9 protein-coding genes are annotated in these 13,532 nt (G+C 76.6%); 4 read left to right on the plus strand and 5 right to left on the minus strand.

What is annotated here, in order from left to right; translation table 11 throughout:
- Positions 1-27: 27 nt before the first annotated feature.
- The 3 genes from ACYVGT_RS02785 to ACYVGT_RS02795 all read right to left on the minus strand — a co-directional run bounded on the left by ACYVGT_RS02785 (position 28) and on the right by ACYVGT_RS02795 (position 4,292).
- A complete protein-coding gene (locus tag ACYVGT_RS02785) occupies positions 28-1,233 on the minus strand; it encodes a cysteine desulfurase-like protein (RefSeq protein WP_460854763.1) in 1,206 nt (401 codons plus the stop codon).
- 140 nt (positions 1,234-1,373) lie between these two features.
- Complete coding sequence (locus ACYVGT_RS02790; RefSeq protein ID WP_460854765.1) at positions 1,374-3,272, minus strand: S9 family peptidase; 1,899 nt, start codon at positions 3,270-3,272, stop codon at positions 1,374-1,376.
- Positions 3,273-3,398: 126 nt separating this feature from the next.
- A complete protein-coding gene (locus tag ACYVGT_RS02795; protein ID WP_460854766.1) occupies positions 3,399-4,292 on the minus strand; it encodes a PaaX family transcriptional regulator in 894 nt (297 codons plus the stop codon).
- Between the two features lie 123 nt (positions 4,293-4,415).
- On the opposite strand from ACYVGT_RS02795, the gene ACYVGT_RS02800 reads away from it, so the two are divergent.
- The 4 genes from ACYVGT_RS02800 to ACYVGT_RS02815 are packed head-to-tail and all read left to right on the plus strand — an operon-like array spanning position 4,416 to position 10,796.
- Positions 4,416-5,627 carry an acyl-CoA dehydrogenase family protein gene (locus ACYVGT_RS02800; RefSeq protein WP_460854767.1) on the plus strand — a complete coding sequence of 404 codons (1,212 nt, stop codon included), beginning with the start codon at positions 4,416-4,418 and terminating at the stop codon, positions 5,625-5,627.
- A gap of 12 nt (positions 5,628-5,639) precedes the next feature.
- Positions 5,640-7,292, plus strand: coding sequence for an AMP-binding protein (locus ACYVGT_RS02805; RefSeq protein WP_460854768.1), 1,653 nt, complete (start codon positions 5,640-5,642; stop codon positions 7,290-7,292).
- Between the two features lie 8 nt (positions 7,293-7,300).
- The gene (locus ACYVGT_RS02810) at positions 7,301-9,937 is read left to right on the plus strand and encodes a bifunctional salicylyl-CoA 5-hydroxylase/oxidoreductase (protein ID WP_460854891.1); all 2,637 of its coding nucleotides are present in this window, start codon (positions 7,301-7,303) and stop codon (positions 9,935-9,937) included.
- The gene (locus ACYVGT_RS02815) at positions 9,915-10,796 is read left to right on the plus strand and encodes an alpha/beta hydrolase family protein (protein ID WP_460854769.1); all 882 of its coding nucleotides are present in this window, start codon (positions 9,915-9,917) and stop codon (positions 10,794-10,796) included. Before ACYVGT_RS02810 ends, ACYVGT_RS02815 begins: the two co-directional genes overlap by 23 nt.
- Positions 10,797-11,294: 498 nt before the next feature.
- Here ACYVGT_RS02815 and ACYVGT_RS02820 read toward each other — a convergent pair whose 3' ends face one another.
- Positions 11,295-12,263, minus strand: a complete 969-nt coding sequence (locus ACYVGT_RS02820) for a GNAT family N-acetyltransferase (RefSeq protein ID WP_460854770.1) — start codon at positions 12,261-12,263, stop codon at positions 11,295-11,297.
- A gap of 202 nt (positions 12,264-12,465) precedes the next feature.
- Complete coding sequence (locus ACYVGT_RS02825) at positions 12,466-13,227, minus strand: sulfite exporter TauE/SafE family protein (RefSeq protein ID WP_460854771.1); 762 nt, start codon at positions 13,225-13,227, stop codon at positions 12,466-12,468.
- Between the last annotated feature and the right edge of the window lie 305 nt (positions 13,228-13,532).

The following is a 13,532-nucleotide window of genomic DNA, read 5'->3' on the forward strand; positions in this document are numbered from 1 at the left end:
CCGGGCAGGACCGCGGGGGAGCGGGCATCAGCCCGCCAGGAAGTCCTCCAGGCCGGTGAGCAGACGGTCGACGTCGGCGGCGTCGGTGTAGGGCGCGATGCCGATGCGCAGCCCGCCGGTGTCGCCGAGACCCAGCCGGCGCGACGCCTCGACCGCGTAGAAGGCGCCGGCCGGCGCGTGCACGCCGCGCTCGGCCAGGAACAGGGCGGCCTCGGCCGCCGGCCGGCCGGTGAACTCCAGGAGCAGGGTGGGGGTGCGCTCCGGCGCGCGGCTGCGCACGATGACCCCGTCCAGGCCGGCGAGCGCCTCCTCGATGCGCGCGGTCAGCGCGGCCTCGTGCCCCTCCAGCGCGGCGAAGCCGGCCCGCAGCCGGTCCCGCCGGGATCCTGCTGCGGCCGGGTCGAGCGATGCCAGCTCGTCGACCGCCGCACGCGTGCCGGCGAGCAGCTCGTAGGGGAGCGTGCCCAGTTCGAAGCGCTCGGGCACGGTGCCGGGGGAGGGAAGGAGCTTGTCCGGGTGCAGCCGGTCGAGGACCCCGGTCCGCGCCGCTGCGACGCCCAGATGCGGGCCGAGGAACTTGTAGGGCGAGCAGGTGAACAGGTCGGCGCCGATCGCGTCCAGGTCGATGAGCGTGTGCGCGGCCGCGTGCACGCCGTCGACGTGGAACAGCGCGCCGCGGGCGTGCACGTCGGCGGCGATGGCCGCCAGGTCGGGGCGGGTGCCGAGGAGGTTGGAGGAGGCGGTGACCGCGACCAGGCGGGTCCGGTCGCTCAGCACCGCGCGGACGTGGCCGGGCGTGAGCGCGCCGGTGGCCGGATCGAAGTCGGCCCAGCGCACGGTGGCCCCGGCCCGCTCAGCGGCCTGGACCCAGGGGCGGACGTTGGCGTCGTGGTCGAGCCGGGTGACGACCACCTCGTCGCCCGGGCCCCAGCCGGCCGCAAGCGCCCGGGACAGGTCGTAGGTGAGCTGGGTGGCGCTGCGCCCGAACACGACCGCCTCCGGGGCGGCGCCGAGGAGGTCGGCCATGGCCTGGCGCGCCCCGGCGACCAGGGCGTCGGCGTTGCGCTCGCCGGGCGTAGTGCTGCCGCGGTTGGACAGCGGCTGGGAGAGCGCGGCGGCCATCGCATCGATGACGGGCTGCGGCATCTGCGTGCCGCCGGGCCCGTCGAAGTGGGCGATGCCGGCGGCGAGTGCGGGCACTCGGGAACGGATGGCGGCGACGTCGAACGCCACGGAGACCCCCTGCTGCTGCGGACGGCGGCTACAGAGGCACCGTAACGGGAGACGGCCCGGCTTCCCGCGGAGGCCCCGGGGCGGGCCGGGGATGGCCGGCCGGGCCGGGCGCCGCCGCCCGGGCGGCGGCGCCGTGGGCGCTACTCCGGCTCGGGGCGCCCGCCCAGGTGGCGGGCGAGGAATCCGGCCGCGGCCCGGTAGAAGTCCATGACGTTCTCCGGGTTCACGAAGCCGTGGCCCTCGTCGTCCTTGACGAGGTATTCCACCTCCACTCCGCGCGCGCGGAGCGCGGCCACCATGTTGTCGGACTCGGCGCGGACGACGCGCACGTCGTTGGCGCCCTGGACGATCAGCAGCGGGATCCGGACGGCGTCCACGCGGTGGATGGGGGAGCGGGCGCGCAGATCGGCGGCCTGCTCGGCGATGTCGGGGTTCCCGCCGTACCGGTACCAGTTGTTGACCAGCCCCTTGCGGGCGAACGGCGGCAGGGACCGCATGAAGTTCTCCAGGTCGGAGATGCCGACGTAGTCGACCGCGGCAGCGAACCGCTCCGGGGTGAACGCCGCGCCCACCAGCGCGGCGTAGCCGCCGTAGGAGCCGCCGAAGACGGCGATCCGGTCGGGGTCGGCGTAGCCCTGCTCCACCGCCCAGTCCGCGGCGTCGAGCAGATCGTCGTGCATCGCCCCGGCCAGCTCGCCGATGGCGGCCCGCATGTGCGCTCTGCCGTGGCCCACCGAGCCGCGGAAGTCGACCTGGAGCACCGCGTACCCGCGGTTGGCCAGCAGCTGCACCTCGGGGCCGAAGGACCAGGACTCGCGGTACCAGGGGCCGCCGTGTACCAGCAGCACGGTCGGCAGGTCGGCCGGCTCCGCGCCGGGCGGCAGGGTGAGGTAGCCGGTCAGGTCCAGTCCGTCCCGGGCGGGGAAGGACACCGGGTGCTTCGGCGCCAGCGAGGCGGGGTCGAGGCGGGGGCGGGCGCGGAACAGCCGGTGCGCCTCGCCGGTGGCGTGGTCGTACAGCCAGGTGACGTGCGGGTCGCGGTCGTGCTCGTAGCTCACCACCCAGCGGCGCGCGGCGCGGTCGCAGGAGAGCGCGCCGATGTCGCCCTCGGACAGGGATTCCAGCTTCTCCAGCACCGCGCCGAACCCCGGGTCCAGGGCGCGGACGACCTGCCGCTGGCCGTAGTAGCGGGCCCCGAGGAGCGCTCCGGTGGCGGGGTTGCGGATGAGCGGTGAGCCCATCATGGCCACCCCGCGGCGGATGGCGTCCAGGTCGTGCTCGGGATGGCTGTCCACCTCGCTCTCCTCCCCGGTCGCGAGGTCGACGCGGGCCAGGCGCATCCGGTCCGACCCGGTGTGGGAACCGATGAGGAGGCCGGAGCCGTCGGCGGTGGGCTCCATCGGGTAGACACCGAGCGGGTAGTCCGCACCGCTGAAGACCGCGATCGGATCGGCGGGGCCCCGGTCCCACCGGTACAGGGGCATGGAGCCGTCGCCGTCCTGGGAGATCGCCAGGGGAGCGCCGTCGTCGGCGGCGATCCAGCCCAGGACGTCGCCGGGGTTCTCCGCCAGCACGGTGATCGCGCCGGTGGCGATGTCCAGCTCCACCAGGTCCAGCTCGGCGGGGTTGCGGGCGTTGATCTCCATCAGGACGGCGCCGGGCCGGCGGTGCGACAGCTTGTGGGACAGGACCCGCGCGCCGGGGAAGGGCGTCAGGTCGACCGCCGCGGCGCCGGGGTCGTCCAGGTCGATGCGGAAGAGGTGGTGGTTCTCGTCTCCGCCGTCGTCCTGCAGGTAGAGCAGCCAGCGCGGGTCGGGCGTCAGCTCGTAGTGCTGGACACTGCGGGTCTCATCGGCGGTCACGCAGCGCGGCTCGCCCTCGGGGCGCCCGTCGGCACCGAGCTCCTGCACCCAGACGTTCATCCGGTCCTTCCACGGCGCCAGGAAGGCGATACGCGTGCCGTCCGCGGAGATCTGCGCGCCAGAGCGCTCGGGCGGAGCGAACAGGTCCTCGATCGGGATGAGCGGGGGCAGCGCCATGGGTCCTCCTCGTCGTGTTCCGGCAGAGAGCACGCTCATCGAAGACCATGACGCCGCGTCGGGCTCAAGGCGGCCGCAGCGCGGCGCAGCCGGTGGGGCCGGGCGGACTGGAGCGGGGATGCGCTCCTAGCCGGATGCGGCGGCGCGGACGTGGGCCAGGGCCGGGGCGCGCAGCAGGGTGTGCAGGCCGGTGAAGACCTGGGCGGCGCGAGTGCCGGGCCAGCCGGCGGGGAGGAGATGGGGCGGCAGGCCCGGGTCGAGGAAGGGCATGCGGCGCCACTCGTCGACCGCTTGGAGGTGGGCGGCGAAGGCGTCGGCGCCTGATCCGGGGGAGCGGCGCCACTGCTCCAGCAGGGGCGCGTACTCCGCCAGGTAGGCGCGGTACATCGCGGCCAGCGCCGGCAGGTCCCACCAGTGCGCGGCCGCGTCGGCCTCGCCGCCGCCCGCGATGTCCTCCCAGCGGCCGGTGAACAGCTGCACCCGGTCGCCCGCGCCCAGTTCGGCGATGGCGCGCCGCGCCTCGCCGGCCAGGTGGGCCGGCGCCACCCGGACCCCGGCCGCGACCGTGCCGAAGCCCAGCCAGGTCAGCCGCGAGCGCAGCCGGTGCCGCAGCGCGCGCTCGGACTCGGGCACCGAGAACACCACGAGCACCCATTCACCTCCCGCACCGCCGCCGCCGGCGCCGGGGTCGAAGATGCGGCGGTCCCCGTCGCCGAGGATGCGCAGCCCTTCCGCGGACAGCCGGTAGCCCGCGGCGCCGCCGCTGCGCTCGGCGGTGAGCAGCCCGCGCCGCTTGAGCCGGGACACCGCTGAGCGGACCCCCTGCGCGTCCACGCCCAAGTCCTCCATCAGCGCGATGAGGGCGGCGACCGACACCCAGCCGCCGAGGGTGCGGCCGTAGGTGCCGAAGAAGGAGACGATCAGCGACCGCGGACGGCGGGTGCGCCGGTCCGCGGCATCGCCCGCCGCCTCGCGGCCGGGGTGCTCGCGATTCTGCCGCTCCGGGCCCTGCTGCGCCACACCGCCGACCCTACCGGCCCGGCGGCCGCGCGGCCGCGCCGCAGGGGAGGTAATAACGTTCTCTTGACGGGCGTCACAGGGTCGGTATATTCGAAGGACCCGACGGAGTATCGGGAGGCCCCGATGGCGCTCACGTCCAGTCCGCACCGGCCACCTCCTCCGTCCCGCGCGGACTTCTCCCGCTGGGTGCGGACCGCCGCCGAACAGGCCGTGCGCGCCTGCCCGCCCGCCGAGAGCGGCCGCGTCGACCGCCCCCTGCTGCAGGCCCTCGCCGAGCAGGGCCTGTGCCAGGCCGTCTTCGGCCCCGACTCCAGCGGGGCCAGCGCCGTCGAGCTCTGCCTGCTGCGCGAGAGCGCGGCCCGCGTCAGCCCCGCCGCCGAAACCGCCCTGGCCCTGCAAGGCCTGGGCGCCTACCCGGTCCTGCAGTCGGGCACCCCCGAGCAGGTCGATGCCTGGATCCCGGAGGTCGCCGCCGGCCGCGCCGTGGCCGCCTTCGCCCTCACCGAGCCCGGCGCCGGCTCCGACGCCGCCGCCCTCGCACTGGAGGCCCGCCCCGCAGCCGGCGGCGGCTGGACCCTGCACGGCACCAAGACCTGGATCTCCAACGCGCCCGACGCCGACGTCTACACCGTGTTCGCCCGCACCGGACCCGACCCCGGGGCGCGCGGCGTCACCGCCTTCCTGGTGCCCGGCGACCGCCCCGGCCTGTCCGGGCAGCCGCTGGACATGCTCGGCGGCCACGCCCTGGGCACACTGGAGTTCGACGGCGTCCCGGTCGGCCCCGGCGACGTCCTCGGCGCGCCGGGCTCCGGTTTCCGCACCGCCATGCGCACCCTCGACCTGTTCCGCCCGAGCGTGGGCGCGTTCGCCGTCGGCATGGCCCAGACGGCGCTGGACGCCGCCCTCGACCACACCGCCGGGCGCCGCGCCTTCGGCGGCCCACTGCGCGACCGGCAGAGCGTCGCCCACCTGCTCGCCGACATGTCCACCCGCACCGAGACCGCCCGGATGCTCGTCTACCGCGCCGCCGAGGCCCGCGACGCGGCCCAGGACTCCGAAACCGCCGGCGACGGCGGCCCGGGCGCCACCGAACTCGCCGCCATGGCCAAACTCGCCGCCACCGAAGCGGCCCAGTCCGTCGTCGACACCGCCGTCCAGCTCCACGGCGCCCGCGCCCTGGAGCGCGGCCACCCGCTGGAGCACCTCTACCGCGAAGTGCGCGCACCGCGCATCTACGAAGGCGCCTCGGAAGTGCAGCGCGACATCATCGCGCGCGCCCTGTTCCGCCGCGCCGACGCCCGCCGCGCCCCCGGCGCCGGCGGACCGCCCCGCTGACCGGAGGGCGCCATGCAGCCGCAGCTGTCCGCCACCGCCTACACCGACACCTTCGCCCGCGACCACCTGCCGCCCGCCGAGGAGTGGCCCGAGCTGGAGTTCACCCGGCCCGAGCTCGCCTACCCCGACCGGCTCAACTGCGCCGCGGAGCTGCTCGACGCCGCCATCGACCGGTACGGCGGCGACCGGCCCTGCATCCGCGGCGAGAACCCCGAGGCGGAGTGGAGCTACGCGGGCCTGCGCGCCCGGGCCGACCGCATCGCCCGCATGCTCGCCGAGGACATGGGCCTGCAACCGGGCAACCGGGTGCTGCTGCGCGGCCCCAACGCGCCGATGCTGGCCGCCTGCTGGCTCGGGATCCTCAAAGCCGGCGGCGTGGTGGTCACCGTCCTGCCGCTGCTGCGGACCGAGGAACTGGAGGGCGTGCTCCGCTCGGGCCGCATCAGCCACGCCCTGTGCGACGCGCGCTTCGCCGGCGAACTCGACGCGGCGGCCGAGCGCGCCGCCGCCGCAGGCACGGCCGTGCAGATCCGCCGGTACGGCGACGGCGCGGACGGCGACCCCGCCGTGCTGGCCGAGGACGCCGCCGCGGCCGGCGGACCGCCGTTTCCCGCGGTGCCCACCGCCGCCGACGACGTCGCCCTCATCGCCTACACCTCCGGCACCACCGGCCGGCCCAAAGGCTGCGTGCACTTCCACCGCGACGTGCTCGCCATCGCCGACACCTTCTCCGCGCACGTGCTGCAGCCGCGCTCCGACGACCTGTTCGCCGGCAGCCCGCCGTTCGCGTTCACCTTCGGCCTGGGCGGGCTGCTGGTCTTCCCGCTGCGCGCCGGCGCCGCGACGCTGCTGCTGGAGAAGGCCGGGCCCGAAGCGCTCGCCGGCGCCGTCGCCCGGCACCGGGCCACCGTCGTCTTCACCGCCCCCACCGCCTACCGGGCGATGCTCCAGCTCGAACCGGCTCCCGACACCTCCTCGCTGCGGCGCTGCGTCTCGGCCGGAGAGCACCTGCCCGCCGCCGTCTGGCACGACTGGCACAAGGCCACCGGCGTCAAGCTGATCGACGGCATCGGCGCCACCGAGATGCTGCACATCTTCATCTCCGCCGCCGACGGCGCCATCCGCCCCGGCGCCACCGGCCGCCCGGTCCCCGGCTTCCGCGCCGCGGTCCTCGGCGGCGACGGCCGCCCCGTCCCCGACGGCCAGCCCGGCCGGCTGGCCGTCCGCGGCCCGGTCGGCTGCCGCTACCTGGCCGACGACCGCCAGCGCCGCTACGTGCAGGACGGCTGGAACATCACCGGCGACACCTACGTGCGCGACGCCGAGGGCTACTTCTGGTACCGGTCGCGCTCCGACGACATCATCGTCACCGCCGGCTACAACGTCGCCGCCCTGGAGGTGGAGGAGGTCCTGATGCGCGCGCCCGGCGTCGCGGAGGCCGCCGTCGTCGGCACCCCCGACCCCGACCGCGGGCAGATCGTCAAGGCGGTGGTCGTGCCGGCCCCCGGCGCCTCCGCCACGCCGGCGGCCGCCGAGGAGCTCAAGGCGTTCGTCGCCGAGCACCTGGCCCGGTACAAGACGCCGCGGCGGGTGGAGTTCGCCGCGGAGCTGCCGCGCACCGAGACCGGGAAGCTGCAGCGCTTCCGGCTGCGCGAGGAGGGGTGAGGCAGCCCGTGCGGATCGCCTGCATCGGCGGCGGCCCGGGCGGCCTGTACCTGGCCGCCCTGGCCAAGCGGCTCGACCCGGCCCGCAGCGTCACCGTGTACGAGCGCAACGAGCCGGGCCGCGCCGACGGCTTCGGCGTGGTCTTCTCCGACGAGACGGCCAGCGGCATCGAGCACGCCGACCCCGAGGTGCACGCGGCGCTGGCCGCCGCCTCGGCGCACTGGGACGACATCGACGTGCACCACCGGGGGCGCACCGCCACCTCCGGCGGGCACGGCTTCTCCGCGCTCGACCGGCGCCGCCTGCTCGGCATCCTCACCGACCGCTGCCGCGCGCTCGGCGTCGACCTGCGCTTCACCGCCCCGGCGCCGCCGCTGGAGGAGCTGGAGGCCGGCTACGACCTGGTGGTGGCCGCCGACGGCGCCGGCAGCGCGGTGCGCACCGCCCACGCCGGCCACTTCGGCACCACGCTGACCGACCACCGCTGCCGGTACATGTGGATGGCCACCGACCGCGTGTTCGACGCGTTCTCCTTCCACATCGCCGACACCCCCTACGGCGTGATGCAGGCCCACGCCTATCCCTACTCCGACACCGCCAGCACCTTCATCGTGGAGATGCACGAGCGGGTGTGGCGCGCCGCCGGCTTCGGGCAGGGCAGCGGCGCCGCCGGCCCGGACCACGATCCCGGCGCCCCGCAGCGCTGCGCCGCGCTGTTCGCCGCGGCACTGGACGGGCACCGGCTCACTGCACGCCCCGCCCGCTGGCGCACCTTCACCACGGTCCGCAACCGGACGTGGCGCCGCGGCCGCACCGTCCTGCTCGGCGACGCCGCGCACACCGCCCACTTCTCGATCGGCTCCGGCACCAAGCTCGCGATGGAGGACGCGCTGGGCCTCGCCGCGTGCCTGCACGAGCACGCCTCCCTGGACGCCGCCCTGGACGCCTACGAGCGGGAGCGCCGCCCCGTCGCCGAGAGCCTGCAGCGCGCGGCGCAGGCCAGCCTGGAGTGGTTCGAGGACATCGGCCGGCACGCCGCCCAGGAGCCGCTCCAGTTCGCGTTCAACCTGCTCACCCGCAGCCGCCGGATCGGCCGCGAGAACCTGCGGTTGCGCGACCCGGAGTTCGTCGCCGCCGTCGACGCCGACTTCGCCGCCCGCCAGCGCGAGCAGGGCGAAGCGGGCCCGCCGGCCCAGGCGCCGCCCGCCCCGCTGTGGGACCGCGGTTCCCGGGCCGCGGAGCCGGCGGCGCGGCCCGCGGCGCGCCGCCCGGCCGCGGATGCAGCGGGGCAGGGCGCGGGCCCGGATGCGCCGTCCGGCGGTGCCGACGCGCCGATGTTCCACCCGTTCACGCTCCGCGGGCTGCGGCTGAAGAACCGCATCGTCGTCTCGGCGATGGACATGTACTCCGCCGACGGCGGGACCCCGGGCGACTTCCACCTCGTCCACCTCGGCTCCAAGGCGCTCGGCGGCGCCGGCCTGGTGATGACGGAGATGGTCTGCGTCGCCGCCGACGCGCGCATCACCCCCGGCTGCACCGGCATGTACGCGCCCGAGCACGAGCGGGCCTGGCAGCGCATCACCGGCTTCGTGCACTCCGCCAGTACCGCGGCGATCGGCATCCAGCTCGGCCACGCCGGGCGCAAGGGCGCCACCAAGGCCATGTGGGAGGGCATGGACGACCCTCTCGACACGGGCGGCTGGCCGCTGGTTGCGCCTTCGCCGCTGCCCTACCGGCCCGGCACCAGTGCCGTGCCGGCCGAACTGGACCGGGCCGGCATGGACGCGGTGCGCGAGGAGTTCGCCGCCGCCGCGGCCTCGGCCGCCCGGGCAGGGTTCGACCTGCTGGAACTGCACTGCGCACACGGCTACCTGCTGTCCCAGTTCCTCTCGCCGCTGACCAACCGCCGCACCGACGCCTACGGCGGCGACCTGGCTGGGCGGCTGCGCTTCCCGCTGGAGGTGTTCGCCGCGGTGCGCAGGGAATGGCCGGCCGGCCTGCCGGCGACGGTGCGCATCTCGGCCACCGACTGGGCGCCCGGCGGCACCACGCCGGCCGACGCCGTCGCCATCGCGGCCGCCTTCGCCCGCGCCGGCGCGGACGCGGTCGACGTCTCCACCGGCCAGGTCACCCCGGACGAGCAGCCCGCATTCGGCCGCAGCTACCAGGTGCCCTTCGCCGAGCGGGTCCGCTCCGAGGCGGGTGTGCCGGTGATCGCGGTCGGCGCGGTCTCCTCCTACGACGACGTCAATTCGCTGCTGCTGGCCGGCCGCGCGGACCTGTGCGCGCTGGGCCGCACCCACCTCTACGATCCGCAGTGGACGCTGCACGCCGCCGCCGAGCAGGGCTATGCCGGGCCCGCGGCCGACTGGCCGGTGCCCTTCCGCGCGGGTTCGCGCCGGCCGCCCACCGGGCGCACCGACGGTCCGCGGCCCCGCCTGGAGCTGCTGCGCAGCTCCACCGCCGGCACCGCGCACCGCCGCTGGCGCCCCAGTGCGGGCGGCGGAACCGGCCAGCAGGCGGCGCAGCAGGACGGGGGCCCAGCCCCATCCTTGGATTCCAATGGGGAAACAAGGGACTACCGGCCCGGTGCGCGCGCGGCCGACCGGGCAGGAACAGGGCATGGACCACCGGCCCAAGGATGAGCGCGGCAGCGGCGGCCACGCGCCGGGCAGCGGCGCGCACGGCCGCAGTGCCGCCGTGCGCCCGCCGGGCAGCGCGCCGGAGCAGGCAGCTCCGCAGTCCGGGGCGCAGCTGCGCTACGGCGACCACCCCGACCAGCACGTCGAGGTGCTGGGCCCCCGGACCGGGCCCGACGGCCGGTCCGCTCCCGTCGCGGTGCTGCTGCACGGCGGATTCTGGCGCGCCGCGCTGACCGCCGAGCTGATGCGCCCGCTCGCCGCCGACCTCGCCGGCCGCGGCTGGCGGGTGTGGAACGTCGAGTACCGCCGCACCGGCGACGGCGGCGGATGGCCGCGCAGCCTGGAGGACGTCCGCACGGCGCTCGGGCTGCTCGGCGAGGACTACCCGGACGGCAGCGCCGGCGGGACCGCGGGGAGCGCCGCGGGGCCGCCCGCCGCGATCGCGCTCGGCCATTCCGCCGGCGGCCACCTCGCGCTGCTGGCAGCGCCCGGATCGCCGCTGACCGCGGTTGCGGCGCTGGCACCGGTCACCGACCTGGTCGACACCTTCGAGCGCGGGCTGGGCGAGGGCGCCGCCGCCGGGTTCCTCGGCGCCGACCCCAGCGCGGAGGCGTTCAGCGCATCCTCGCCGCTGACCCGCGTGCCGATCGGCCTGCCCACCTTCATCGTGCACGGCGAGGAGGACCAGCGCGTCCCCCTCGCCCAGTCCCGCGCCTACGTCCGCGCCGCCCGCGAAGCCGGCGACACCGTCACCCTGCACGTCCCGCCCGCCACCGACCACTTCGCACTGATCGACCCGGACTCGGCGGCCTGGCGCGACACCCGGGCGTGGATGGCCGACTCCGCACTCGGGGCGCCGTAGCGGCAGTGGCGGCCCGGCGCATCGGGGACGGCGGAGCCGGGGCGCGGCCCTCGGGAGCCGGTGGAGGCGCCGTACGGTGCCGGTCGGCCGAGGTGCCGAGCGGCCGGCATACGCACCTTCACCTGAAGCGGCCGGGCCCGTCCGGGGCGGGGGCGGTCGCCCGCCGCCGTGGCGGGGCCGCAGATGTTCGCGCCGCGGGCGCCCGGTGCGCAGGAAGGCGCCCGGACCGGTCTGCACTGCGCCGTCGTTGAACCACCCCGGCGGCGGCCCGGCAGGACCGCCGCGGAGGCCGACGCTGCTGTCTCGCCGGGCGCGCGGTGCGGAACGCGCCCGGGAGCCTGCCCCGCGAGCGTCAGGGTGATAGCCGCGTTGACGGCGTGGATGCCCTGATCGACGAGGGTGCGGGGAGTCGGTGAAGGTCCGGGTGCGGATCGCCGCGGGGTGCTGCCCGCCCCGGCGCATCGGCGGCGCCGACGCGCGCCGCCGTCCGCGGCGCGCTCACTCCGCCGCGGGGGCGATGAGGGGGAGGTCGCGCGAGACCTCGCGGAAGCCCACGCCCTCGTAGAGCCGGCGGGCGCCGGGGTGGCCCGGCGCGCCCAGGCAGGCGACGGTGGCGTGCACGGCGCCGGCCTCGCGCGCCCGGCGCAGGCCGTGCAGGATCAGCGCCCGCGCCAGGCCCCGGCGGCGGTAGCCGGGATGGGTGCCCACCGGCTCGAATTCGGCGCTCCGGTTGACCGGATCGAACCACACGATGGTGGAGGCGGCCATGGTGCGGTCCGGCGCCTGCACGAGAAGGTGCAGGTCCCCGCGGTATCCGGGGGCGGAGCGCACCCCGCGGTAGCTGTCGGCGGTGTAGGGCGAGGGCGCCCACGCATCGGCGTGGGCCCGGACGGCGGCCCGGGGCCCGGCCTCCTCCGCGGTGCAGAAGCGGTAGCCCCGCGGAAGCACCTCCTGCTCCGCGAGGCCGGCGAGCTCCCGGTCCTCCAGGGTGCGCTCGTTGAGCCGGGTCCAGCTCCCGGTATCGCCGACGCCGGCCGGGTCGGTGCGGAAGCCGTGCGCGCGCCACCGCTCCAGGGCGAAGGCGTCGCCGGCGCAGGGCAGCAGAGTGCGCTGCAGGTGGCCGGCGACGTCGCGGTACCAGGAGGCGACTTCGTCGACCAGGCCCGGCGCGCCCGGATGGACCTGGTAGGCCAACTGGGCGCTGTCGATGCGGCGCACCGAACCGTCGTCGAGCCGCACCTCGCGCGGCAGCCGGACCCACGCCCAGGCGGAGGGCTCTCCGCCGGCGAACCACAGCCGGTGCCGCCAGTGCCGGCCGTCGGCGGTGCGCCTGCTGCCCCAGTACCAGGCGAGTTCGCCGAAGGACGCGTCGCTGTTGATGAGATCGAGGCGCACCGCGGCAACGCGCTGCGCCAGCTCTTGCATCAGCCGCAGGTCGGCGGCAGGGAGGTGCTCCGCAGGCTCCATTGGGCCACGGTTGCACCGCCGCGCGCGGGCGTCGAGGCGTTTTCCGCCGCTGCGGAGGAGCCGCCCCGGACCGTCCGCGCCGCGAGCCGGGCCGGCAGAGGCGGGCTGTCCTGGGGCAGTCGGCGCCGGGCAGGGCCGGAAGCCTGCGGGCTGGGCCCGGCGGTGGCCGTTTGCGGCCGGGCCGGGCGCGCGTCCGCCGCGGTCAGCCCAGCGCGGAGGCGAGCAGCTGCGCGGCCAAGCCCAGCCCGGCCACACCCACGCCGATGCGCAGCGGCCGCTCGGGGGCGCGGCGGACGATCGAGGGGCCGATCCGCGCGCCGGCGAAGCACCCGACCGCGACCGCGGCCGCGGCGGCCCAGTCGACCGGCGCCAGCACCGCATAGGAGATCGCGGCGATCGCGTTGGCGCCGCCGGTCGCCAGGTTCTTCAGGGCGTTGTTGACCGCGAGCGACTCGTTGAGCGCCACCGACAGCACGGCGAGCATCAGCACGCCGGCGGCCGCACCGAAGTAGCCGCCGTACACGCCGACCGCCATCACCAGAACCGCCGTGGTCAGCGGCCCGATGCCGCCGGCACCGGTGATCCGCGCCGCAGCCTTGCGCACCGCGTTCTGGGCCAGCAGCACCACCGAGCCGAAGGCGACCAGCGCCGGGACGATGAGGGCGAACGCCTCGTCGTCGGTGGAGAGCAGCAGCCACGCCCCGACCGCTCCGCCGGCCGCTGCCACCGCGCACAGCCGCACCACGAGGCGCCGCCGCCCGCGCAGCTCTTCGCGCGAGCCGAGCGCGGCGCCGAGCGTGTTGGCCGACAGCGCAACCGTGTTGGTGACGTTGGCGGCGATCGGCGGCAGCCCCACCGCGAGCAGCGCGGGATAGCTGAACAGCGACGCCAGCCCGGCCATCGAGCCCACCAGCCCCGCCGCGAACCCCGCGCCCACCAGGAGCACGGCTCCAGCGACGTCCACCCGACCTCCCCGCGGAGCCCTCCCGTCATGGGACCCCTATCCGCGGTGAGGCTAGCAGCCGCCCCATCCCCGCGACCGCGCCGGATGGACCCGCTCAGCGGCGGTCCGCAGCACGGGCAGGGCGTACGGCGGCCCGAGTGTGACGATCGCCTCGCGCCGGGAGGCGCCCGGGGCGGGGGAGAGGCGGGCGGTCAGCTGGGCTGCGCTCGGGGATGGCGGGGGACCGGGCGGGTGCGGGGGCGGGAGCGGGGCTGGTGCGCGCTTTCGTGGCGGGGGTGCACATATGGGACCCTGCTGGGGCGCGT

The sequence above is a fragment of the Nocardiopsis coralliicola genome (genome assembly GCF_054779695.1).

Excerpts from the sequence above, each read along its gene's own strand:
- ACYVGT_RS02790 (WP_460854765.1), bottom strand. The coding sequence starts at position 3,272 with ATGGCGCTGCCCCCGCTCATCCCGATCGAGGACCTGTTCGCTCCGCCC.
- ACYVGT_RS02800 (WP_460854767.1), top strand. The coding sequence starts at position 4,416 with ATGGCGCTCACGTCCAGTCCGCACCGGCCACCTCCTCCGTCCCGCGCG.
- ACYVGT_RS02805 (WP_460854768.1), top strand. The coding sequence starts at position 5,640 with ATGCAGCCGCAGCTGTCCGCCACCGCCTACACCGACACCTTCGCCCGC.
- ACYVGT_RS02815 (WP_460854769.1), top strand. The coding sequence starts at position 9,915 with ATGGACCACCGGCCCAAGGATGAGCGCGGCAGCGGCGGCCACGCGCCG.
- ACYVGT_RS02820 (WP_460854770.1), bottom strand. The coding sequence starts at position 12,263 with ATGGAGCCTGCGGAGCACCTCCCTGCCGCCGACCTGCGGCTGATGCAA.